At 42.5% G+C, this 23,184-nt stretch carries 31 protein-coding genes and 1 tRNA gene; 13 read left to right on the forward strand and 19 right to left on the reverse strand.

The annotated features are described in order from the left end of the window. Positions 1-102: 102 nt before the first annotated feature. From R50345_RS22070 to R50345_RS31410, 5 genes are all read right to left on the reverse strand, one after another. Entirely contained in the window at positions 103-834 is a 732-nt protein-coding gene (locus R50345_RS22070; protein WP_042130134.1) for a hypothetical protein, read from the reverse strand. Positions 835-982: 148 nt separating this feature from the next. Then, entirely contained in the window at positions 983-2,854 is a 1,872-nt protein-coding gene (locus R50345_RS22075) for an outer membrane protein assembly factor BamB family protein (RefSeq protein ID WP_042130136.1), read from the reverse strand. A 153-nt stretch (positions 2,855-3,007) separates the two neighbouring features. Further along, on the reverse strand, positions 3,008-3,289 hold the full coding sequence (locus R50345_RS22080; RefSeq protein WP_042130138.1) for a hypothetical protein: 282 nt from the start codon (positions 3,287-3,289) through the stop codon (positions 3,008-3,010). Beyond that, positions 3,286-3,615 (reverse strand): hypothetical protein, encoded by a 330-nt coding sequence (locus R50345_RS22085; RefSeq protein WP_042130139.1) that lies wholly within the window; start codon positions 3,613-3,615, stop codon positions 3,286-3,288. Before R50345_RS22085 ends, R50345_RS22080 begins: the two co-directional genes overlap by 4 nt. A 42-nt stretch (positions 3,616-3,657) precedes the next feature. Then, positions 3,658-3,816, reverse strand: a complete 159-nt coding sequence (locus R50345_RS31410; RefSeq protein ID WP_156114849.1) for a hypothetical protein — start codon at positions 3,814-3,816, stop codon at positions 3,658-3,660. Positions 3,817-4,100: 284 nt separating this feature from the next. Between R50345_RS31410 and R50345_RS22090 the strand changes: the two genes are divergently transcribed. From R50345_RS22090 to radC, 6 genes are all read left to right on the forward strand, one after another. Next, a complete protein-coding gene (locus tag R50345_RS22090) occupies positions 4,101-4,442 on the forward strand; it encodes a helix-turn-helix domain-containing protein (RefSeq protein ID WP_042130141.1) in 342 nt (113 codons plus the stop codon). Positions 4,443-4,569: 127 nt separating this feature from the next. Next, a complete protein-coding gene (gene sda, locus R50345_RS30935) occupies positions 4,570-4,734 on the forward strand; it encodes a sporulation histidine kinase inhibitor Sda (RefSeq protein ID WP_081954156.1) in 165 nt (54 codons plus the stop codon). Between the two features lie 4 nt (positions 4,735-4,738). Then, the gene (locus R50345_RS22095) at positions 4,739-5,125 is read left to right on the forward strand and encodes a hypothetical protein (RefSeq protein ID WP_042130143.1); all 387 of its coding nucleotides are present in this window, start codon (positions 4,739-4,741) and stop codon (positions 5,123-5,125) included. A gap of 24 nt (positions 5,126-5,149) precedes the next feature. Then, a complete protein-coding gene (locus tag R50345_RS22100; RefSeq protein ID WP_231573875.1) occupies positions 5,150-5,482 on the forward strand; it encodes a hypothetical protein in 333 nt (110 codons plus the stop codon). 67 nt (positions 5,483-5,549) lie between these two features. Further along, positions 5,550-6,059 (forward strand): BRO family protein, encoded by a 510-nt coding sequence (locus tag R50345_RS22105; protein WP_052414696.1) that lies wholly within the window; start codon positions 5,550-5,552, stop codon positions 6,057-6,059. 151 nt (positions 6,060-6,210) lie between these two features. Beyond that, complete coding sequence (gene radC / locus R50345_RS22110) at positions 6,211-6,816, forward strand: RadC family protein (RefSeq protein ID WP_081954158.1); 606 nt, start codon at positions 6,211-6,213, stop codon at positions 6,814-6,816. A 446-nt stretch (positions 6,817-7,262) separates the two neighbouring features. Here the strand turns inward: radC and R50345_RS22120 are convergent, their stop codons facing one another. Then, on the reverse strand, positions 7,263-7,667 hold the full coding sequence (locus R50345_RS22120; protein WP_042130152.1) for a helix-turn-helix domain-containing protein: 405 nt from the start codon (positions 7,665-7,667) through the stop codon (positions 7,263-7,265). Positions 7,668-7,913: 246 nt separating this feature from the next. Between R50345_RS22120 and R50345_RS22125 the strand changes: the two genes are divergently transcribed. Further along, positions 7,914-8,798 carry a hypothetical protein gene (locus R50345_RS22125; RefSeq protein ID WP_042130154.1) on the forward strand — a complete coding sequence of 295 codons (885 nt, stop codon included), beginning with the start codon at positions 7,914-7,916 and terminating at the stop codon, positions 8,796-8,798. A gap of 117 nt (positions 8,799-8,915) precedes the next feature. On the opposite strand, the gene R50345_RS22130 is transcribed toward R50345_RS22125, so the two are convergent. The 4 genes from R50345_RS22130 to R50345_RS22145 all read right to left on the reverse strand — a co-directional run bounded on the left by R50345_RS22130 (position 8,916) and on the right by R50345_RS22145 (position 13,479). Further along, positions 8,916-9,704, reverse strand: a complete 789-nt coding sequence (locus R50345_RS22130; protein ID WP_042130156.1) for a hypothetical protein — start codon at positions 9,702-9,704, stop codon at positions 8,916-8,918. A 689-nt stretch (positions 9,705-10,393) separates the two neighbouring features. Then, the gene (locus R50345_RS22135; protein WP_042130157.1) at positions 10,394-11,203 is read right to left on the reverse strand and encodes a sigma-70 RNA polymerase sigma factor region 4 domain-containing protein; all 810 of its coding nucleotides are present in this window, start codon (positions 11,201-11,203) and stop codon (positions 10,394-10,396) included. A gap of 241 nt (positions 11,204-11,444) precedes the next feature. Continuing rightward, on the reverse strand, positions 11,445-12,392 hold the full coding sequence (locus tag R50345_RS22140) for a hypothetical protein (RefSeq protein WP_042130159.1): 948 nt from the start codon (positions 12,390-12,392) through the stop codon (positions 11,445-11,447). A 52-nt stretch (positions 12,393-12,444) separates the two neighbouring features. Further along, complete coding sequence (locus R50345_RS22145) at positions 12,445-13,479, reverse strand: hypothetical protein (RefSeq protein ID WP_042130161.1); 1,035 nt, start codon at positions 13,477-13,479, stop codon at positions 12,445-12,447. Between the two features lie 243 nt (positions 13,480-13,722). Between R50345_RS22145 and R50345_RS22150 the strand changes: the two genes are divergently transcribed. Then, complete coding sequence (locus R50345_RS22150) at positions 13,723-14,298, forward strand: helix-turn-helix domain-containing protein (RefSeq protein ID WP_042130162.1); 576 nt, start codon at positions 13,723-13,725, stop codon at positions 14,296-14,298. Beyond that, positions 14,291-14,935 (forward strand): hypothetical protein, encoded by a 645-nt coding sequence (locus tag R50345_RS22155; RefSeq protein ID WP_042130164.1) that lies wholly within the window; start codon positions 14,291-14,293, stop codon positions 14,933-14,935. The genes R50345_RS22150 and R50345_RS22155 overlap by 8 nt, the downstream gene beginning before the upstream one ends. Positions 14,936-14,977: 42 nt before the next feature. Here the strand turns inward: R50345_RS22155 and R50345_RS22160 are convergent, their stop codons facing one another. The 4 genes from R50345_RS22160 to R50345_RS22175 all read right to left on the reverse strand — a co-directional run bounded on the left by R50345_RS22160 (position 14,978) and on the right by R50345_RS22175 (position 17,583). Further along, complete coding sequence (locus R50345_RS22160; protein WP_042130165.1) at positions 14,978-15,919, reverse strand: tyrosine-type recombinase/integrase; 942 nt, start codon at positions 15,917-15,919, stop codon at positions 14,978-14,980. Between the two features lie 173 nt (positions 15,920-16,092). Further along, positions 16,093-16,178, reverse strand: a tRNA-Leu gene (locus R50345_RS22165). A gap of 160 nt (positions 16,179-16,338) precedes the next feature. Next, positions 16,339-16,821 (reverse strand): hypothetical protein, encoded by a 483-nt coding sequence (locus tag R50345_RS31730; protein WP_042130167.1) that lies wholly within the window; start codon positions 16,819-16,821, stop codon positions 16,339-16,341. 75 nt (positions 16,822-16,896) lie between these two features. Next, complete coding sequence (locus R50345_RS22175) at positions 16,897-17,583, reverse strand: M15 family metallopeptidase (protein ID WP_042130169.1); 687 nt, start codon at positions 17,581-17,583, stop codon at positions 16,897-16,899. A gap of 290 nt (positions 17,584-17,873) precedes the next feature. On the opposite strand from R50345_RS22175, the gene R50345_RS31735 reads away from it, so the two are divergent. Next, on the forward strand, positions 17,874-18,032 hold the full coding sequence (locus R50345_RS31735) for a hypothetical protein (RefSeq protein WP_197069706.1): 159 nt from the start codon (positions 17,874-17,876) through the stop codon (positions 18,030-18,032). A 2-nt stretch (positions 18,033-18,034) separates the two neighbouring features. Here the strand turns inward: R50345_RS31735 and R50345_RS22180 are convergent, their stop codons facing one another. Together R50345_RS22180 and R50345_RS22185 are read right to left on the reverse strand one after the other, a co-directional pair. Continuing rightward, a complete protein-coding gene (locus R50345_RS22180) occupies positions 18,035-18,370 on the reverse strand; it encodes a YolD-like family protein (protein ID WP_042130171.1) in 336 nt (111 codons plus the stop codon). Between the two features lie 379 nt (positions 18,371-18,749). Continuing rightward, positions 18,750-19,310: a hypothetical protein gene (locus R50345_RS22185; RefSeq protein WP_042130173.1), complete on the reverse strand. Its 561-nt coding sequence runs from the start codon at positions 19,308-19,310 to the stop codon at positions 18,750-18,752. A 118-nt stretch (positions 19,311-19,428) separates the two neighbouring features. On the opposite strand from R50345_RS22185, the gene R50345_RS22190 reads away from it, so the two are divergent. Beyond that, a complete protein-coding gene (locus R50345_RS22190) occupies positions 19,429-19,917 on the forward strand; it encodes a PH domain-containing protein (protein ID WP_042130174.1) in 489 nt (162 codons plus the stop codon). Between the two features lie 58 nt (positions 19,918-19,975). On the opposite strand, the gene R50345_RS22195 is transcribed toward R50345_RS22190, so the two are convergent. Further along, positions 19,976-21,451: a glycosyl hydrolase gene (locus tag R50345_RS22195; protein WP_042130176.1), complete on the reverse strand. Its 1,476-nt coding sequence runs from the start codon at positions 21,449-21,451 to the stop codon at positions 19,976-19,978. Positions 21,452-21,563: 112 nt separating this feature from the next. Next, positions 21,564-21,980: a cytidine deaminase gene (locus tag R50345_RS22200; RefSeq protein ID WP_042132382.1), complete on the reverse strand. Its 417-nt coding sequence runs from the start codon at positions 21,978-21,980 to the stop codon at positions 21,564-21,566. 101 nt (positions 21,981-22,081) lie between these two features. On the opposite strand from R50345_RS22200, the gene R50345_RS22205 reads away from it, so the two are divergent. After that, positions 22,082-22,519, forward strand: coding sequence for a NucA/NucB deoxyribonuclease domain-containing protein (locus R50345_RS22205; RefSeq protein WP_042130177.1), 438 nt, complete (start codon positions 22,082-22,084; stop codon positions 22,517-22,519). A gap of 79 nt (positions 22,520-22,598) precedes the next feature. Here R50345_RS22205 and R50345_RS31420 read toward each other — a convergent pair whose 3' ends face one another. Further along, the gene (locus R50345_RS31420; protein ID WP_156114850.1) at positions 22,599-22,745 is read right to left on the reverse strand and encodes a hypothetical protein; all 147 of its coding nucleotides are present in this window, start codon (positions 22,743-22,745) and stop codon (positions 22,599-22,601) included. 150 nt (positions 22,746-22,895) lie between these two features. On the opposite strand from R50345_RS31420, the gene R50345_RS30940 reads away from it, so the two are divergent. Then, positions 22,896-23,072 (forward strand): YjfB family protein, encoded by a 177-nt coding sequence (locus R50345_RS30940; protein ID WP_076098563.1) that lies wholly within the window; start codon positions 22,896-22,898, stop codon positions 23,070-23,072. Positions 23,073-23,184 lie beyond the last annotated feature (112 nt).

Below are 23,184 nucleotides of genomic sequence, written 5' to 3' on the forward strand. Positions count from 1 at the left end.
AATAAAACATATATTTAAATAATACTATAAACCTGCTGGTTAATATAGTAATATAAGTGTTCACTTAGCAAAGCTTGACCCTATCCGCCCCGAGAATTCTTATTAATTCTCTACCTTCCAACCTTCAAAAAGCTTCGGTGATGCCAATCTCGTACCAAATTCATCAACGAAGTAAACATAAACCCTCTCATCACCTGTAATAATATATTTGTAATCCAATATCACCTGTGAAATTAAAGTTCCATACGTTTCAACAAACCGCTCTTTCTGAAAGTCTTGAGAGTAGTACCAGGTATCTGAAACTGTGACGTCAATCTGACTCCAGCTATTCTCTCGGGGTTTTATTTTTAGAATGATGCCATCGGCCTGCTTATAGATTTCTTTCAGCTTTGCTGTCATTTTCTCAGCATTTTGTTTCAGCCGATCAAAGGAATACACCACTTGATTGTTGTTATCCACCACTTTATAGACCAAGTAGTTTGTACGCCCTTCGTTATAGGTAAGGCTAGCTACAGCGCCTGAAATGGATTGAGCTGTTTCTTTGGCAACTTCCTTTTTAGCTTTGTTAAGAATGATCTTTATTGTCTTATCCTCATCTGATATTAAGTAGTAGTTAATCAAAGGATACCAAGTTGTTTCACTGTAATTGTATTCCATTTCATTCTGCAAAGTATCTGGAGTAAAAAATGGAATTCCATCTCCGCTACTACTTACGTGAGCAGGAATCACTTCTGTCCCTGGGGACTTCATAGCATTAGTACCAAAGAAAATGCCCAAGAGTACTACTACCACTATACCAAACAGTGAAATCCCTTTGCTTTTATTACTTCTCATGTTCACTCTCCTAAGCTAACATACTAAAGTGTAAGTATTATAAAGACTATTCTTTCCCGCTCATTATATTTCCTGCATATGGAATAAAAAGCACCACTATGGGTGCTTATCGACTTTAAGATATCCATTAAGATATCTATATTCAGTTTTATTGCCTTTTCAGAGTTTCCTTCCTAAAATCTGATTCATACCTTAAGGTATCTTTGTCACTATTTAAACTTAGGGCAACCTGACTGGATGCTGCTTCGAATTCTAATACCATGTTGTATCCATCTTCATAAATGATCACAAAGGATTCCTTATACGGCTCCAGCTCCTGATAATACTCCAGCGTTCCTCCTGAATCATCTTCAAGTTCAAGATCAAAGCAAAGAGATTGGGAAGAGTCACACCACTTGCCTTCAAAACCACTGATAAGCAATTCTCCCTCCTGCTCTGCCTCTGTTACTGCACCTGATCTCTCCAAGAAATATTTCTGTTCATTATCCTTATACTCCAATACACCTGAATCAAAGAGTATGAGTATGGTTGGCTTTTCCTCAATTCCTATTTTGGCCATCAGCGTTCCATCAGGATAGACATACTTAAAAGGCTGAGGATCTTCCTCACCCTGACCATAGAAAGTGATAATACCAGAAGTGCTGTCGGTAAAGGAAAGGTTGAATGCCATTTCGTCACTACCAGGTGTACTCCAATCTCCTTCATATAATTTAAGATCATATTGTCCGTCTGAGTTCTTTTCCATCATTCCTTCATCAGTGTTTGTACTATTAGTTGACTGCAATACCTCCTCATCGTCAAACACTGGCTCTTCCTTCACAGAATTTTCACCGCCTTGATAAGCTGTGACTGTCTGGTTCATATTCGTAACTATAACATTCCCATCTACAAAGACTGGAGGATACATAATGTAATCATCTACTGGATAGTGCCAGAGCTCCGCACCAGTTTCTTCATTAATAGCTGTAAGACTAGAGAAATCAGGCAAGTTCTTATACTGCCCGTCTTGTCCGTCAAAGATGCCAATGTATATAGTATTCTTGATAACTGATGGTGTTGTTATCGCCGCACCCATCACCACGTAATTCCTCTCCTCACCAAATTGCTTGTTCCATTCTTCATTCCCAGAACTCCTATCAAGTGCGATTATGGTGCCAGTCCTCTTTTCTGTGAGAAGTACCTTATCCTTTAGTAAGATTATATCTGGTGATCTCGGCAGCCCTAATAATTCATTGTCATATTCCCATAACAATTCTCCTGTATTGGAGTCATAGCTCGCAACATTGCCGCTAATATTAACGGCGACAATCTGTTGATCCGAAGCAGCGTAACTACCGATAAGTCCTCTAGTGTTAAAACTATGTAATTCTTTCCCGTCTATTTCATTAACAACAAGCATCTTTCCAGCAGCAGGAATGTATAGCTTATCCTTAATTACTGTGGGAGTAAGAGTCAACGACCAGTCACCCGCAAGCTTCCATGCTTCTTTTCCTGACTGGATATCTAAAGCTTTGAAAGTCATGGGTCCTTCTTTGGTAAAATCAGTGATGAACACACGTTTACTCGAAACTACTGTAATTGAGGGTCTCGTCAGAAATGGTAATTCAGAAGTGAAATTATGTTCCCACATTTCCTCTCCAGTTCCCTTATTGACCGCATGCATACCTGAACTGTCCGTATATAGTACGATATCACTTACAACTGCTGGAACTGAGGTCTGCCCATTTACAGTATGACTCCATCTCTCTTCTCCCGTGGCAGTATCCACCGCATATAGCTTCTCAGCACTTGAGAAGTATGTATTCTCATCTGTAGTCAGTACCTGTCCGAAAACCTCATTTTCCCCACCCTTAAAAACCCACTCTTCCTTGGCAACGCCTTTAAAGAGTTTATCTTGATAATGATTTGTATAACCATCAGCTTCGGATTTGCCTTTCCCACTGTTACCGCTACAACCTGTTATGCTTATGCACAAGACAGCTATAATGAAGAAAAAGCTATTTTTCGATATATTCGGCAACTCATTCACCCCTATTTCTTTTCTGTCCGTTCTTTGTCAAAGAGCATTCTATTTTTACTATGTCAAATATTTGCCAATTTGCTGAAACTTGCAGTGAAAGGTGCAACTCTACATACCCTCATGCAACATAGCTTCCAAACCTTAAGCTAGTATTCATTGTCGCTTATTGCCTTTACGAATAATTAAATATAAGCCCACGGGAAGAGTTATTGCCATTAATACATTCGGAATCTTTGATCGTTCAACCTCTCCGCTATACGGAAAAGCAATTTTATTACTTTCTTCAGAAGACAAATAGATATTACTCATGGAGAAAACGTCTAGATTCATGTCCCCAACGTCTGGCTGCTTCAAATGTACTGGAAAAGGGAGATGGTATTCAATGACCAATACAAGCAGCAAAATCAGTAATTTGATCACAGTCGATTGTTTCATTGATAACGCATCCCTGTATATGTCCAATGATCTCCATCTAAGCGAATTCCCGAGACTGCTACGGTTTTATTCTGACCGTTATTTAGGGATATTTTGAATTGCACACTATAAATATTTGAGTCATGTTCCTTGTATACTTCCACCATATCCTTCGAATATTTTTCTACAGTTTTGACTCCAGATCCTAAAGGTTTGGCAAATGCCTCTTTTGCCTGAGTCACAGCATATTCATATGCACCTTTCTTCGAATCACCACCACAAGCACTTAACAGTAATATCATTAGAATGACTATAAAATAATTTATCAGCCTTTTTGATGTTGTCATAATCAAATATACCTCCACTTGTAAGTATTTTGCCCTTTACTTTTAACTCATAATACCAAGTAATCCGACAAACAATAATGCCAAAATCACCACTACCACTATTACAATTAGACAACTAAATTGAAATTTCTCACCCAGTCCTTTTGCACCGATTAAGCCTATGATCAAAAAGCCAAGACCTACGATTCCTGCGCCTACCATTGCTTATGCCTCCCTTCCATAGAATCAGGAAATAATTTTGTATAGTAGCTTCTGAAATTTATATAAAATCGAACCACAAGGTATATAGGTACTATTGCCAAGCAAGTTTTAGATGCGCCCACCCCCTCGCTGGGAAAAGTACCAGTTATAGGTAATGAGACCTACAGTACTATTTATATCATAATTATATACAATTGAGTATATTATCTGAAATTTAGATTCATCTGAATGTTGGGAGGTAAAGGTGACTGCGATATGTTTTGCATGAGGTGATTACTTAGATTATGCAGAACATTAAAGAAGTAGTAGGAGCCCGTGTGCGGGAACTCAGGAAGGAAAAGGGCATGAGTCAAGAAGAACTTGCCCATGCAGCTAATTTGCACCCTACTTATATCGGCAAGCTGGAACGTGGGGAGCGCAACATGAGTGTAGAAAGCCTTGAAAAGACAACTAAAGCACTTGGAATTACCTTAGAACAACTTTTCAAATACATCCAACCCTCAAATCAAGATGAAGACTCTAACATTATGGAGCAGATCATTAATAGGTTATATGACAAAAGCCTCCAGGAAAAGCGTACTATCCTGAAGCTTATAGATACTGCCTTTGAGCTAAAAGGCAAATAGAAAGTATTTCAAGCAGGCCTGTGTTCACTTCTTTTGTGAATATGGGCCTTTTTTTGCGTTCTAGGAGGGACAGCGATAATTAGGAGCCTTTGAGAGCAAGCTCCACTTGAAAGGAGGTGAACAGGCAATGGAAAATGAAATGGGTAGCGAAGGTATAGAAGAAGTCAGTACGGAATTACTTATCAGCGCCTATTGGAAGGCCACCCAGCTGGAGCTAGACTTAAACTTTATACAGATGATTGCAGATGAACTGTTACATCGCGGAATTCAGATTAATTCAGAGACGGAGTGATGGGATGGTTAGAGAAGTGCTGGTCTCTAAAACTAATAATGGTATGGAGTATGTCTTATATTCTTCTAGGATTCCTGTGATGGGGGAGCATATAAGCCGTACTAAGGGCTTAATAAGACAAGAAATGATGATAAAAGCTTACGGTATAACCGTCTCTATCCCCTTGGGTAGGGAACATATCCTATACGATTCAGGATGTTTTTCAGGAAAAGGGTATCGTGCCAGTAGTAAATATTCTAAATTAGTTGCCAATGGGCTAAAAGACTTGGAGGAGATTAGAGCCTTTATAAGTAAAGAATACAACTTGTATTGCAACAATCCGTATGGAAATCCATTTTCCGAATTAGCCAACGCAGAGCTGAAGAGATTAATCTATAAGCAAATTCCCTAAAGACTCCTGGTCATTATCCTAAAGATGATGACATATGGAGTCTTCTTTACGTTTGACAGAGATCAGACGGGGGCTAGTGAGATCAGCCCCGCCTTGGAGGTGGTTAAGATGAAGAATACAAAGGAAGGACTACCTGAAGCTCTTACGGTAACTTTACGGCAACTGGTTATGAACGGGCATTACAGCATGGCTGGAATCGTGCTGTATGTTTACTTCATTCGCTGTTGGAAGCTGGAGGATGAACTTGCTGCTTATTATGTACCGCGTTATTTTGCCAAATACTTTCCAAATCATTTGGTTAAGTATCAGAGACAGACAGCGCAGCTACAGCAAAATAATTTTAAGAAAGGCACCTGAAATGGCTTGTCAAAACGGCTTCTTAGTGGTTATGACTAATACAGAACGTAACTTAGGAGGAATAGACATGCAGCTATCTTTTGTACGCAATAAAAATCTTGGTGAGGTCCAGTGTGACTTCTATATTGACGAAGAGAATGAGGTTTGGATGACGCAGGAACAGATTGGTAAAGCCTTAGGGTACAGCGATCCTGTGAAGGCGATCTCTAGAATTCACACACACAACAAAGACAGGTTGGATCGGTTTTCCGTAGGTACCAAGGTGCTAGGTACTGATGGTAAAATGCATGATACGTACATTTATGACCTCAAAGGTATCTCCGAAATTTGTCGATGGAGCAGTAAACCCCAGGCTAACCAGTTCGTTGATTGGGCATGGGGTGTTATGGAGAGTTACCGCAAAGGTGAACTGGCTCCAGCCCCACGTACTTCTGCAGATGAAGAACAGCTTAATTTGAGACGGGCAGGACTTCTGACGGAAATGGCGGTCAACTTTAAAGATATTCTTTCTCCTGAATCAGTAGCATTACTTGCTTCTCACGCCGCTAAACTTAAGTCATCCATATTACCTCATTAACTACCATGCTTAGATCATACAAAAGGAAAAGACCGCTGGCAGGCGGCCTCAGTAATACAATTTCACTACAATCATAAACAAATATAAGTTCACATTCAAGAGGAGCGGCTACGGCTGACTCCTCTTATTCTACGTTATGGAGGAATTTATAATGACTACCAACAATTCATATATGGCTATTGTAGCTAACACATTGCGTGAGAAGAAAAGCAGCTACACAGTAGAAGAGATAATGCGTGTTTTCCATACCCCAGAAGAGCTATTGAACGCAACAGAGCAGGAGTTGATGCAAATTCCAGGGATCGGTAAAATCAAAGCACAGCAGGTTCTAGCCGCCCTTGAGCTTGCTAAGCTGTTAAATACTCCTAAAAGTCCGCCTTCTGTTATACGATCACCTCAGGACGCCTATGAACTGCTGTATAGTGAGCTGGCATACTTGCAGAAGGAGCATTTTGTTTGTCTATTCCTTAATACCAAGAACCACATTATCGGCCAACCAGAGACGATCTCTATAGGCAGCTTAAGCTCTGCTATCGTGCATCCCCGCGAGGTGTTCCGCGCCGCTATCAAACGATCCAGTGCAGCTCTTATTTGCGCTCATAATCATCCCAGCGGCGATCCCACTCCATCTTCTGAAGATATATCTCTCACCTCTAGGTTAATACAAGCAGGCGAAATCGTCGGCATTGACGTGCTGGATCATCTGATCATCGGTGACAGCAGGTATGTAAGTTTGAAAGAAAAAGGGGTTATGTAACCAGATGGGGAGTCAGTCAAATGACTGCTCCCCTACTTCATGGCCTTCGGCTATCCCACTCCTCTCGCTTCGCTCGTATAGATACCCCATCCTTCCACTACACACCACTTCTGTCCATACAGCTATACATCATCTGCTGGATGTTAATCCTTAAAAAGTGTACGTGGGTTGAAAGAGTATTCAGGATCATTAAGTCTTCTTATAAGTAATTCATGAGCAAAGTTGGTGTATGGTTCTGGCGCTTGATACTCTGGCTTAGGCCTATTCATTAGCATTAGTAGATTTCGCCGATACTTATTGGCTTCAATCTGGGCAGCTGTAGTATTTGGAAGGGAGTCCTCCAAGTCTAAGGCTCTTAATAGTTCATCCATTTTTATGTCTACATCCTTCCTCTAATATCTTCATGAGGATTGCTAAAATCGACAACGATATCCATTCCACCATACTCAATCTTCTTCACACCCTTCATCAAGTTCTGCTACTGAGAATATCAGGGTTTTGTCCATGTACCATTCTTCATAAAGGTATGTATCTACTTGCTTTTCACAACGTCTTGGAATCGGCCTCAATCCATTCTCTACAGCTGAAAGAGTTGCAACATTCAACTTAAGCATTTTAGCCATTTCCACCTGAGAGAAGCCGTCTGCTACACGTTTTATCCGCAGCAATCCCCCCTTATCGAAGTATTGCTCATCCAGAAACACCATGACCTCACGACTTGAACACAAGAAGCGCATTACTAGATCAACTTCGGCTTCAGAGTAGCCGTAAAAGAACGTTTCACCTGTCATATCATCATCCTTTTCTGTGTGAATTTGTCCTTTCCCAGCAGTAAAGAGCTTGTTTCCCAACCCTTATACACCTTTATAACCATTTAAGGGATATTATTCAATAAATATTTACATTTATTTTTAGTTAAATTTCGATATAAATATTAGTTCACATTCCGTTCACATTCACACCCATCCTCAATCAAATTCATCGTAAATCCTTGTTACATATGGGTTCCAACCTCTTTGTCGTAGTGTTTCCAGAGAGTATTAAATGAAGTGTAGGAAGGGGGGCCTATGCTATAATTCTTAATGGAGGTGCTGGAAATGGAGAAGTTACTTAAGTTGCTGGAAGAGATGCACGTTGATATAGATTCCTTCTGTGAAAAGCTGGGGATGTCTTTTGAAGAAGTAGCAGCGGCAGCAAATGCATCTCATGATGCATATACAGAACTTGGCCTGTTATATGCCTCTGTAATTAATGATGAACAGCATCTATATCCCAAGCTTTTAGAATTCTTTAGTCCTTATGTTTCAGACAAGGAAGAGATCGCTGCCTTTATAACCCAAGTCTTACGGCTTCGTCAGAACTTTATTCCACGCAGGATGCTTAACAGTATCGAACGGTTGGTCACATTGGCTGACGATACAGAGATCATTCGGCCTGGGAAGCATTCTCTTAAGATTTTTTATTTTGTAGTCTGTATAGAGACGCTGTACAGTTTGGTAGGAAGTCACCTTAAAAAATATGAAATTATCATAGACTTCTTCAACTCCTACATACCTGAGCCAGATAAACAACTTATACTAAAAGGGTTTCGCCGCAATCTTTCTGATGACAAGTTCAACGTATATAGACAACCTGAGGAGACATATGAAGAGCATGTAGCGCGTCTTAAAGGCCCTACTGTAGACAGCACCTTTAACACACTGGTTACAATGGAGATTTTCGCCAGAGTAATCAATGAGCTAAGGAATTGCTTTGCACATGAAGGGGACTATTGGAAGTTCCACTTTGCAGAAAGTGATCACACTGTAATGAACTCACTCATAGTTGCTGAAAACAAGGAAGAGTTCCTGCAGGTGAAAAATGGCGCAGACCCTACTCACTTCAGAAGGGTGTATTCTGTAGATTTAAGCTATGAGCAATTTAAGGGTGCTTGCGTAAGGGGCTTCATTGAGATTGCACGGAGTCATCTACAAGCCACATAACGTAGAAAAAATTATGATCATAGAGAACACGCTAACTTCAATCCGACTTGCACAGGTAATTCAGAAGCTCAGCTCTTTGCTCCCTATAAAACATATGGCACTTTAGGTGCAAGTTCATCAGGAAGATAACTCCCCAAGCTGCTTCGATGGGACATAGAGTAAAGAGTTTATGTCTTTTGTTTCAAGTGTAGAGGTAATAATATCGAACAGATTCACACCGTACTCATATCCATATTCTCTTATTTTTGCTTGTGTTGTCCTAGTAACACTGTTTTTAACGCCGAGATTAAGCATACGAACTTCATCCTGTAGCTTCTTCGGCATGGCTGTAATATCAGGTAGAATCCAGTAGTCTTTGGCGGCGGCAAAATCCTCAGTAGTAAGTTCCGTTACTCTCTTCATGGGTTCAAAACGATAACGAAGCTCCACTCTTGTCCATGTATCCGTCTTTACTCCCCGTACCTTTAGCATCTGCTCCTGTTTATCATAAGCATGAAGCTGAACAGGTGAAGATTCCCGCCCCAGATATAAAGAAGTAGGGTAACATTTCTTAGTTGCTTTCTTCGGAGGGGAAACAACATGTAGCTCTTCATACGGTAAGCTGCTATCAAAGGCCATATCAATTCTCCTAGCCTTCCATCTGATAAGTGGGATTAACTTAAATACGGCTTGCAGTAATGGGCTTTCGTTTGAATAACCTTGAAACGATAATGCTGTAGAGTAGTTAGCATAGGGAGCTTTGGGGAAGTGGCTAAGGATAACTCCATATCTTTTATCCCTTACGACGAAGCTGTAATTAGCGCTGGACGTGTATCCATAGCGTTTAATAATCGTGTTGTAGAGTAGCTGTCTACCAACATCGTCCAGTTGTATCTTCAGATGCTTTGTATCTGTTAATAGTTCCATTTCGGCTCATCCTGTTCATATGGGTTGAGTACAATGACAGGAAACTGGGTCATATTATACTCTCATCCCTAGAACAACCATTTGAGATCATTTTGCATAGAGGAACCTATGTTCTAATTTTGTTTCTTTTAGTGTCATATCCAGCAAGCCTATATGCATGCCAAGTATCCTTCTCATTCCGCTCCAAGCTTCTCTGTTAAACTTAAAATATTATAAGGAATCAATTGCTAATGTGCGTATCCCGCCCATTCATGTTCTACACTGAACCTAAGCCACGCTGTGTACGCCCAGCTTCCATGATACAGAAGGGAAGCATATATCCCTGAATCCATACTTCAATCTTTACATTTTAATAGAGTGCTCTCCCACTGCTTCCCACCCACAAACAGGTTAGTCTCCAACCATTACGTATATAACTGGCTAGGAAACATAGATAGCACAGGTAGTAGTACTAACCTTACGGGCACATAAAGGTCGAATGGTTAACGTACCGTTCGGAGTAAGCTCGGCTCAGTTTCGCTACCGCTCACTTCCTTACGGTACGTTCATACCAGCTAAGGGCGCGGATGATGATATCTTTTTCTTCTTTAAAGTCTCCCGCAGCATCCGTTATGCGCTGCAGGAAAGTGACGTACCTATAAATATACTTGCATTACAAGCTGAAAGGTTTGGATTACAGAAAATATTCCTTATGAGCTTGCCATCCAAATTCTTGTATGCTCTTTAATTCGCCGTACATGATACTTAACGGTATTAATAGGAACCCCACACTCATCAGCAATACTTTGTTCCTTGTATCCCTGTAAACGTAAATAAGCAATTCGTGCCTGAACAGGATTCTTTTCGTTAACATACTGGACAATTTCTTTTTCTGTCTCTTCATCCATAAGGTGACTGCCCACATCTCCCGTCAAAGAACCTTTCGGTGTCCAGTAACGCAGATCTACCTTTAGCACCTTTAAACGGTATTTGTGTGCTTTCCTATCATATTTGTAGCCTAGTTGTTTAATCATATAACCGTGCTTTAGACGTAGGTATAGAAACCTCCCCAAATACATTAAGAAACCGTCAGAAAGATTGCCGTACCTGTGCTCCCGCTCCCAGAACCGCTTTAATACATCAGAAAAAACAAGATATGAATCCTGATACAGTCCAAGCATAGACGGCTTTGCATACCAGCAACAGGCTATCACACGCTGAATCGTACGTGAGATCACAACTTGGACTAAGGGATTGCTGAAAGTAGCATTTACATTTTCAGCTGTATGCGTCTTCTGGCTCAACAATCCCTCCAGCAAACTATACGCTTCTTCAATGAGCTCCATAGGTTTATCCACATTACGCTCCATTTGACTGAACACAAGCTGGCTTTGACATCGCCATAACTGAGCGCGTTCAGTGCTATGAAGAAGGATACTCCCTGAAGGTGGACTCAGCCATATCTTCATGAACACCACAAACTGTCTTTCAAAACCTTTCCTCCACGCTTGATAATCCATAGATAACTTCCTTTCTTTTAGAGGTTAGTAGTGGGTACTGCTGAATGCAAAAAAAGGACAGATAGAAGACGCAGTTAAAGGCACCATCGCACCTTTGATCCTACGAACTACTACCTGTCCTACTACCCTGCGATCCTACACTACATCCCATCTACAACCCTACTCACACTGCATACTTATAGCTGTTCCAATAAACCTTAAATCCAATCCCTCATACTGCAAATTTTCTAACTTACCCTGATCAGTAAAACTGTCTGATAGGCTGATCTGGGCTGTTCCATAGGGCTCTAATCTCCTCTATACGCTGCCTTTTCATGGCTGTTCCAATGTTCCCCATACCTACTGAAGACTGGCTTAAAACGTCAATAAATTGCTCTGTGAAGGCTCTCACGTCCATCGCTCTACAGATGTCTTCTACTGTAATGTAAACCATACGGCAGTATCTTGGATTCCATATTCCAAGCCTGTTTATTTGAGGAACAAAGTCTGGAGTAAGGCAGGATAATATCCAATAGCCAATAAGCTGCCGCAGATGCCGCACAGCATATTTGAAGCTGGATTCCACCTTAATCTCAATCAGTGTGTTATCCAGAATCAAATCCCCGTCAGCACCGCCTACAAGCCCTGTAATGGCCCTTCCAAATGATGGGTTACACATTATGCCCTGCCCTGCAATGAAGAATGATTGCCGTTCCTGAGTGTTTGTAATCAAGCCTCTAAGATCGACGATATCAGCATCCACTACACTCATAGGACCACGTACATCCATGTATCCAGAACGGTAATAGCTTTCAAGATGGGCCAAAATCAGGCTATCTTGCAATAGAACATCGTCCATTTCCATTTGACCGCTAATATACCTATTCCTGTGCTCTACTATGGATGTTAAACGGGAATTCAGATGGGCATCGGAAGTTGACCACCGCTCCAAGCCAGCAAATGCCGTTAGCTCTTCTGCGGTCTGTTCCTGATGGACACCGTTTATTCTTTGCACATATGCACGAAGTAAATAATCGTATCCATGACCTATTAGTCCTGCTGTGGAATACTCTCGCGGGACAATCTGCGTAGGATTGGTTGGGAATGGATCTCCACCATCAACATTCTGGAAGTGCACCTTCATATTTGGGATTGTTGCAAATAGAGCCTTGATGTTGTTATCAAACGTCAGCAAGCTTGTCAGAGACATAAAAGCCCTCCTTCAGTATGGCTAGTTTGTAGAGAAGATTAAACGATTCACTTCACTTTTTGTCTCTTTGGTTTCTAGACTTAGGAGTTCTCAGCAACCTTCTATATTCTCCATTTTCTTCTGTTTGTTTGGTTAAGTCTGAAATCGTTGCTTCATTAGCCGAAAAAGGAAGAGTTAGCGGCGGCAAATCCACCATCCCCAGAATCGGAGACACACCAGCAGTTTTAAGTTCATTCAGATATCTGATTTGTGTGCGGCGGCTGATACCATCCAAGGCATTGCGTCCATAAGCATCTATAAATCCCATCAGTCTGATTGCCGCTCCAGCTCCGTAGAGATCTGCCAGCTTCCTCTGCGCTTCATTAGCCGAAGAGACCCTCAGATTAGCTGTGGGCAACATATTGAAGTATTTTGCAATCAAAGCACCCGTCACTTTATCTGTGCTTAAGTCGCCAAATTTATGGGAATCAATAGATTTGTCTCTGTAGAAGTCATCTGTTTTGTGCCTTACTTCGTATCTCAAAATCCCTTTGCTACGTTCAATATCCTCCTGAGTAACGCCACACTCATCAAACAGCTTATTCTGCTTGTCATAGAAATAATGCTGCTTAGAATCGCAACTAAAGTACACCGATTCTTCAGCGACTGGCTTAGTCTTGTACTTTGCAATACGGACTTTGCTTAAAGCCACAATATAAGCTGTTACTTGATCTCCGACCTGGAAATCATGATAGGTATCCATTCGGCGCACAGTCCACTCAGGAATAGGATCAGCTTCTATACCTATACTTCCCAGGCATCCTTCGATTGTGGAATACACACTATATCGGTTACTGTCATTAAGTGGCATCACAGAAGAACCTGTAACCAGTTTGGGCAGGGATGGAATACATACCTTAAGCTTCTGATTCTGAACAGTGTATTTAACAGTCACCTTACATGGGAAACCTTCTAATGTGTAGCGGTAGCACAGATAGTCTTTGTTATCGTTATGATGATAAGTGTGATGGTCAGTGCTCTTAAGAATGCTCAAAGTTTCTGAGCTTAGAGCAACCATAGTTTCCAGCTCCAATGTGTCTATCTTCATTTCCAGCACTCCCCTTGTTGTCTGCTGTTCCGTTATGTTTATCTGTGTTGTGCAATAATTGTCATAGTTAGTGGTATTGTTACTAGAGATTTTGTAGTCCAGCCCATATGTCTCTCTCCCTTCACTCCAATATTTGACTACGACAACAGGATAACATCCTATCCCCTAAAAAGCAACACTAAGTATTGCCTAAAAGAAATAGTTATGTTACAATTCAATTACAAGCCAAAGGAGGACATATACATGAGCGAACTTATCCCATATGAAACAACCGAAGAAGACTTAGTTAAACTTAGCCAAATGGATTTTGGCGGCATACACAAATTTATCAGGGAAAAGGCTAATCAATTGAACCCAGGGAAATTCACTGTAAATTCTCTTTCAGAGTTGGTAGGCATCGCACCTTCAACGATTTCAAAAGTAGAGACTGGAAAACAGAAAAAACTGTCTTCAGATATTCTGGACAAGATATCCAAGAAGATCTCAGTTCCGCTTGAAGTGTTTAATCCTGAGTACTATAAGATAGATCCAAAACCCTTCACCATTTGCGGCATTACATCCAATGTCCATAACTTTAATATTCTTGCCCCTTCTTACCGCATGCAGGTGAGTTTAAAAGCATTCTCCCCTTCTGGTGTTCTTTACAAAGAACTAGAGGAGATCGTTCCGCTGTCCGTACTGGAATCAGAAGAATTTATATGGGAAATTGAACAATTAATCGAAAAGATAAAGATTCGGCGTAATACCTGGGTTAGAAAGCAGAGTGCTGTTGAACAGTTGAATGAGTGGAGTCAAGCTGGAGAAGAAGAACATGATTGATTTGACTAACGGTGTAGATATTTCTGCACATGGAATAGAAACTGCGGTCAGCGTAGTTCCACCGAAGTTTATTAATCTTCAAGATAAGGCGGTTGAATTAGCGCCTGATTTCCCTAATATGATGTACACCCTGTGGGGATTCATCTGTGCTAACAGAAGGTTCCCTTCACAAACTGAATATACACTTCACTTCCTTAGCATCCACGCCAGTGTCCTTTCTTCTCTGGATGAGAGTGCTATCAAAGCCAGATTGCTTCGGGCGTTCCCTTCCCTTATCAGGGAAATTCATTTTTATGCTCTGGTTAAGGAATCTGGCTTCTTTCAAGAAGTAAACTATTCAGCTAAATTGGATGTTGAGGATGGCACAGATCTTTCCGTAAGATGTGGAGGTTATGAATATGGGGTTTCTTGTTATGTGCAAACCGAAAGATCTCTGGAGTACAGAAGACGAAAAAGAAGCCGCCCACGTAATCCCAAGGCTAACTCCATTGAACTTCCGCTAGACTTAAGCTCAGGAAATACAGTCAACGGATGGATTTTCTATAATAGAAATCATGTTCACGTTTTGCTGGACCACATAATCGAATATGCATCCAAGAACTACAATCAGGGCTTTCTGGATGTTATGGGTGTCTAAAAAATGAAGAGGTGTCAAAGTGACACCCCTTGCTACTGTTATTTACCGCACCTTCCCAACCCTCTTCTTCTGCTGCACTAAACGGTTCAGTGGGGATGCCGTATTATGCTGTTCCTTCATATCGTTGTCCGAAAGCCGCACATACCGCTTCGTCATGGTCATGTCCACGTGGCCCAGCATACGCTGTAGGCCGAATGCATTGCCGCCACCTCTCAGGAAGACCACAGAGAAGGCATGACGCAGCGCATAAGGCCAGATATGAATGCCCAACTTCTTACCGTACATTTCTACACGGTCTCCCCATGTGTGTCTGGTCAGTGGCTTCCCTTCATTAGTACAGAAGATCGGTGACTTGCCCTTCCACTCTTCGGGATGAATGGAGATCAGCTCAGAGATTGCATCTACAGTGATTGGAGACAACGGCAGTGTACGGGAAACTCTTGTCTTGGCTTTCGCTGCATCTATACGGATCTCATAAGCGCGGGGATGAAAGTCATCCTCCATTAGTCCAAAGGCTTCCTTCGGCCGTATGCCACAATCCAGGAACATCAGAAACAGTGCGTAATCCCTCAACCCAGCGAAGGTTTCCCGATTGGGCAAAGTAATTAATCGGGCCAGCATCTCTTCGTCAATGGTAACGGGCCTGCCTTCGTCCTTGCGCTTCTTGAATCCATCCAGAGGGTTATCTTCCAGAACCCCATGCTCACAGCACCATTTAAAGAAGGTCCGTAGATACACAAGCCGATTGTTATAGGTGGCTGGCTTAATGCCTTCCTGACTCAAATGCTCACAGACGGCGTTCTCCAGTTCATCGTAGGAGTTTCTGGCTTCTGGATACCGTTTATACAGCAGTTGTATATGCGTGGTGTAGTCCAGTAGCGTCTGCTCGCTGATGCCGTTTGCCTTCTTCCAGGTAATGAACCGATCCATAGCCTCTTCCATTGTTGCGGGGGTTTTCTTGATTTTGTTTACGCGTGACGCCATAAAAAAATCCTCCTTTGCCTCTACCTGTTTTGTGAAGAACAGATAGCTCAAAAGAGGACCTCTAGCAGGGAATCCTGTGCGGCTGTGGCAGCCCATTTGAAGCACACAGGATTCACTATTTTTCTGGTTTGCGGAAATGAATCCAAAGGGCCAAAACCCTTATAAATCAAGGATGCCGAGGACGGGGGTCGAACCCGTACGGTACTCACGTACCGCAGGATTTTAAGTCCTGTGCGTCTGCCTGTTCCGCCACCCCGGCATATTATGTGTTGAAGCTTCATACGATGTTTACGTATAACGCGACAAGAAATATAATATCATGAATTTCGATAACACGCAATCCCTTTTTGAAAAATAATTTATCACATTAAAAATAACCCGTTCCAGCGTGTGCCGACACGGGTTATTAGGCATGTCGATTATCTGCGTTCGTCACTTCTGCTTCTCATTCCAACTAGGCCCAAAAGTCCAAACAATCCGAGCCAGCCCCAGTTAGACCCTCTGCTGGTAGTCCCAGTATTCGTAGTTGTACTGGTTGCCCGATATCTACCGTCCGTTGTAGTGTTGGATAGTGGAGTTACCGTATTTCTATTGTAGTTATCCCGGGTGTAATTTTCTGTATTGTAGTTATTGTTGTGATAGTTGTTACGATTATAATTTTCCCCTGTGCGAATCTTATCTTTCATAATGCTCTCATGCTGATTCATCGTTCCAGTCGTGCCGTTCATTAGATTGCCTTCCGTATTCATCATCCGAGTGTTATTCACGGTACCATCCATGCCCGTATTCGCGTTCGGGATACCGCCTAAAGCGGCTGACCCGATTGGATTAGCGTAACTAGCTCCCATTATACTCATTGACAGTACAGTACCGCATGCAAGGCTTGTTATCAGCTTGTTCACAACGTATGCCTCCCTTTATAGTTAGTGATCACTGATAATTTCCCCTTGGATGGCACTGTCTATACATAAATGGATCTACTCTTTTACTACATTCACCGTCTTACTCGCAGCATCATACGTAACCTTTGCTCCAAGCGCCTCAGCCAGAACCCGTACGGGTACATATGTTATACCTGTATCAAGAACGCCATCCGTAAGCTTGCTGCCATTCAAGGTTATCGATACTTTAACATCCTTATTCACTGCGTCATCCTCCCCGATTATCCTTTTTAAAGCTTCATTGACCTGATCCGTTGTAGGACGTTTACCTGCGCGAAGTTGACTTGTGGTTAAACCGAAGGTCATTTGCAAGTGGGAATAATCTTTAAAAGACGTCCAGTCTCCTCCCCATTCAAGCCCCAACTGTTTACCCACCTGTACCACCTCTTGCCAGTCCGCTATTTTATCTTTATCCCCATCACGATTCATATCCCAGGAAAGACTATTTCCGTCCGGCAGCAAAAGCGCAAAATCAAACGCAAGGCCATAATTGTGATAGCTGGTTCCACCCTTGGCGTTGGTAACTATTGGCCCCGGCTTATTTCTCCCCTGTGCATACAAGGCATTTTGCTCTGCGATTGAGCGTAATCCCTGGGTAATCACAATCGGCACTCCTTTGGCATAGCTTTGCTGAATCAAAGCCTTTGCTCCTGCTGCCAAAACAGGATGAAGCCCAACAAGACGCGCCGTCGATTTATCCCTTACTTGTTCCAAAGTCAGCATAGAATCACCCCTTGCTATAATCAATGATCCCGACTCCCCATTCGCTTGTACTAATACCCCTGCTTGCCTTAGCATACAAGCATAAACGTCTTCGGCGTCCATATAAGGAAGGATGATAAGCGTTTAAGCGAGAAATATAAGACATAAAGGATAGGTGCATAACTTTCTTATATTAAAAAAAGACCCCGGTATCCCCGAGATCTAACCTGAAAGGTAGCTATTCACGGCTTCTCCACCTTGGATCATTTCCACAAAAAAGGGCAAAATATTAGCGAAAGGTGGGAACACATATGGACATTCATAGCGATAGCTATAGAGTTGCTGCACTCAGCGAACAGGATGAAGCACTCGAAATTATTCGGAATGCCGAAGCTTCTATTGCACATCTAACCGGCAACCCAACCGTAACTCTAATTGCTTATGAAAAAAATGAAGGCAGCAATTCTTAGCATTAGACGATGTAAACCTCAACAAGGTCATCCACATTGATCCACTTCCATTCCTCCGCCCACTGCAGCTTAAACTCACGCGAGTGGGTGTGAATGGAGGTCACAAAACCACTTATTGTCGTATTCTCAAAGGGGTCAAACAACACAACAGTCACACGCACATGACTTCGTAACGATAAGGCTAGTGTACATTCGATTTCCTCCAGCTTCTGCTCATCCAGAATAGGCTTAATGCGTCGTAGCGTCTCCCGTTCATCCCTAATAATTCTTACCTTGTGCTCCGGCAGCATCATCCGACTGCTTTCCCACAGTCCGTTTTTCTCCAGCTTTTTGCCCATGGTAACCCCTCCCTAATATCTATACTATCCTATATATACGAACGTATGTTTGTATTATATCCATACCTTCGCTGAATAATCAATAATCAGGAAAAAGATACCACTTTTCTATCTTCCTCTTTATCTAAAAGTTGTATAATAATACATATCTGATCGAGAGGAGCTTTCCACTTGAAAAAAAATACTGCACTTCTCATCCTAATCCCTGCGTTATTCCTGTGCACATACCCCCTCGTATATCAAAGTAATACACTCTCAGACCTTACAAAAGGAATTGTAGCTGGCTTATTTATAGGATTGGCCGTGTTACCTCTACTTAAGCTCAAAATCGCAGCAAAAAGACGCTGACAGTTAAACTGTACAGCGTCTACATTCCGATCTATTCTTTAACGTTCTCTGACTCAGTGGTGGACTGACCATCGGCATCGATAAGCCCTGTTGCTTCTCTTGCTTCATTAAGCTTGGATATGCCGTACAGCATCGCTACATCAGCGTTCTGATTCAATTCCTGGAACTGCTCAGCAGTGACCTCTGTGGAATCAGCACCTTGAGAAGCTTGTTCTTTTAGAGCATAAGCACTTTGAAAAGCAATTTTGGACTCCTCAAGCAGCTTACGAATATCTTCAGGCAAGCTAGAGGAGATCTTCACCTTTTCAGCCTGATTAGATAGGTCTGTTGCAGTTTTCTGGAATTCGTTAATCTTCTTCTCTAGCTGCCTGTCCGAAAGCTCTCCTGCTGAATAACCAGCGATGGCTTCGTTGAACTCCGCTAAAGATGATTTTCCTAATTCCTCAAGTTTAGACATTTCATTGTAGAAGTTTTGCACGGTCTCCTGCACTTCTTCCTCTGAGGCAGGCGCCGATGAAGTTGAATTATTATTGCTGCAGGCGCTAAGGATGACAGTCAACATTAGCGTTCCTATTAGTAACACTTTTTTCATTTATTTATCCCTCCACTTAACAGAATAATGTCGCTTTGTGTAAAGTGCAAATGAAATTTATGTAAAATGACTATTATGTTATAATTATTTCAATTGTAATTAGGGAAGGAGAGTTTTTATGCCTTATTGCACAACCTGCGGTTCAGAATATAAGCAGGGCGTGAAATTTTGTGGAGAATGTGGATCTAGCATTGACGGCACCGCTCCAGTGACCGCCCGGCGTCCATCAGCAAATCTAAACGCTACTCAAGAAGTCGTACTCTGGAAAGGTAAACCGGCTAGCATCTCGGATCGCCTCAAAGGAATCGTACGCCTAAACACGACTACGTACACCATTACAAGCCAGCGCATTATGGTAAAGACCGGACTTATCGGTAAAAATGTCGAAGAAATTGAATTACTGCGCGTACGCGATTTATCCGTAGCACAATCTATCATGGACCGGATGCTCGGCATTGGTTCATTAACTGTATTTTCTGATGATGCCTCAGCGCCTCAGCTTCTTTTCCGAAAAATTCGTGATGCCCAAACCGTTAAAGATGTCCTGCGCAAAGCCGTACGTGACGAGAAGATCGCCAACAACATTAGCTATCGCGAACAAATCTAAGACCGTTCGGACGTTAAAAAAGCCCCGGATCCGGGGCTTGCTCCAAACAGATGTTCTTTTATGGCAGATAGAACGCTCCTGCTGGGATAACTCCCTTTGGCTGGCTAGGACTTTCCCACTGTAATACAATCCGCGCGTCACCTTCATTCTCATAATACTCCACTTTTATTTCATGCAGCTTGCCCGCAATCAGATTCACACTGCCTTTACGCTCCTGTCCACTCTGATTCACCCAACTGTCAATGATCAGCATTCCATCAATCCACACCCGCACCCCGTCATCAGAGGAGGAGTAAATGGTATAAGTCTCACTATAAGCTGCCGTGAGCTTCCCGCTCCAACGTATAGAGAATGCATCGACACGAATGGCTGGATCGGGTGAACCCTGTTTCCATGAAAATTGGATGTTCGCATCCGTTCGCGTCAACGCAGGAGTCCCGCTAAGGGTCATATTATTGTAATATTGCCCCCATAGCCCGCTTTGCAGCACACTATCTCCCTTAGCAGCCACAATCGCTGCCTCAGCAGCATATTCATCTCGTGTGAATACATAGCTGTCGTTCATAAAGGCTCTAATCACCGCATCGGTGTTTTTCTCATAAAGAAGCTTGCCCCAGGTCATCTGATAAGACCATTTGGGCTGTGATTTAGATAGTAGCGCAGGGGACGGTAGCTCTCCGTTCTCTCCAATCGCGATCAGCTTTCCCCGGCCAAGATCCCATAGACTATCATAGTGACTTCCCTTGAAATCGCCGTCATAGATGTCTAGCGCTAGCACATCTACTTTGTCACCGCCCGGGTAGTATTCCGCAGGGTCATCACTCCACTGATTTTGGGCGTTTGTACTCCATACCCACAATAAATTATGCAGCTTATGATAGCCGGTAAAGCGGTCAAACATAAGATTCCACAGCTTCACGTAGTTGCTCTTCTTTCCCCACCAAAACCATCCGCCATTCATTTCATGATAGGGCCGCCAGAGCACAGGAACACCTGCGTCATTCAGTTTTTTTAAAGAGAGGGCTATCTTATCCAGATCAGCGATCAGTGCGTTGTACTGAGCAGTACCCGGTGTTATATATTTGTCAAAATCAGCGTTGCTTATGCTCGTAGATACGTTAGCCCAAGCCGGCGCTGTTCCTGGCAGCTGAGCGTGATAGCTAATCGTTATGATTCCACCAGCTTTATACCAGCGAATAGCGCTGCTAACAACCCAATCCCGCTGATTGTCTATTAGCGCCGCCGTCTGATTATTGATTGCCCCCAGCTCGTAGCCGTGAAGGGCAGCGTATTGCCCGCTGGTATTTTTCAGCTTCCCGTTGAATTCATCCGCGCTCTCCAAATAATCATGTTGTCCACTAATCCATCCTTTTCCTTGCAGAAAATAAAGGGTATTCAACAATTTCTGAGCCGAAGGTACCGTTTCCGAATCCGCCGGTGTCATTTGCAATTTACGATACGCTATCTGCCACTGAACATCACTCACAAACCTCGATGCCGAATCCACCATATTTCGAAGGCTGCGCTGTTCCATCCACTCTCACACCCTTTTAACTTTTTTAAGTTATAGTATGGGGACAATAGTGACATGAACTCAGCGAATGGACATGAAGTTATAAAATAACGGCTCCCGGTGATTCCCCGACTTACCTCGTATATCTCAGCGGCAGTAATTCGGTGATCTCATATTTGGCTAACCGGCCTTCCTCGGATACAATAACCTTACAATCCTTCCCGTAATCAGCAATTAACTCACGGCACATCCCGCAGGGGGAGACTACTTTAATCTCTCTTTCCTCGCTATCCGGATCAGAATGCCTTACCGCAACTATCGTATCAAATTCCTTATAGCCTTCGGAGATCGCTTTTCCAATCACCATTGCTTCTGCACAGACCGTAATCCGCCCCATGCTCGCTTCTACATGTACTGCGGTAAAAATCTCCCCTGTCTTAGTACGAAGTGCCGCCCCCACATGATGCCTTTCCCATTCATAACGTCTAGTAATAATATCTTCAGCTGAGGCGATAAGCGTCTGATCCTCTATAGTAATTAAATACTCCATTTCCAATTGCGTCCTCCTCTTGTTTTTCCTAAGTATATTAAATCGCACTACATTATGATATAAGATATACTATTTTAAGCGCGAAAAAAGGAGGAGCAGATATGAAAACAAAAAAATTAATCACCAGTCTCATCATTGTTGTGTTACTTGTCTTGGGCAGTTACTGGTTTGAACAGAACGGAGACCCGGCAGCCCCCTCATCTCCATCCGATTCCGAAGTTGTTCAGCTGATCTTCCCGTCAGATCGTTATCCTGAGACCGCTAAGCACATTCAGGATGCGATTGCCAAAGGGGAATCTGCCACATGTACCATTAACCGTGAGCAGGCTGAAGAGAACCGCAAAGAATCCTTAAGAGGGATCCCTACCAAAAAAGGCTACGACCGCGACGAATGGCCCATGGCCATGTGTGATGAAGGCGGCGAAGGGGCCGACATTGAATACATAACGCCAAAAGATAATCGCGGTGCAGGAAGCTGGGTTGGTAATCAGCTAGAAGATTATGCGGATGGAACCCGCGTAGAATTTATGTTCAAATAACGAGCTTCGTAAACAATGTTCCAAAAGAATAGCCCCATCCGGTATACACCGGATGGGGCTACAATGTGCATCAGCTAGCTTAGAATAAGCAAGCTTTAGTGATGATAACCAGCAAGATGAAGAGTACCAGAATAGCTCCCGTTGAAGTAAAAGGACTACACACCGGACCTACGTTTGCTGGGCTTACTACAGGACCTACGTTACAACCACAATGTTCCATTCCCATTTTTAATTCCTCCTAATGATTAATGACTACAGCACAAGATATGTAAAAAGGAGATAAGCCGTTTGGGCGAATTGGCAAACAAAATGCCGAACACCTAATGAATTAAATGGACAGAGTCGATATACAGGATATACACGAAGGAGGTGCAATATGGATATAGCTGCATTATCAATGGCAATGAGTCAAGCATCCTTAGCTCAGAATGTGGGGATACAGGTCATGAATATAGCCAAAAATCAGGCTGAAACCCAGAGTCAAACGATGGTGGAAATGCTGGGGAAAAGCGTTGCTCCGAATTTAGGAAAAACACTTGATATTAGTGTTTAATTGCATTATGCTAAGGACACACAAGAACACTCGTTCTTATGTGTCCTTATATTTTTTTTACTTTACATAGCCTTCGGGCTTTTCTTTTGTTCATTTATACGAACATACGATC

Source organism: Paenibacillus sp. FSL R5-0345 (assembly GCF_000758585.1).
In the GTDB taxonomy this organism is placed as follows: Bacteria; Bacillota; Bacilli; order Paenibacillales; family Paenibacillaceae; genus Paenibacillus_AQ.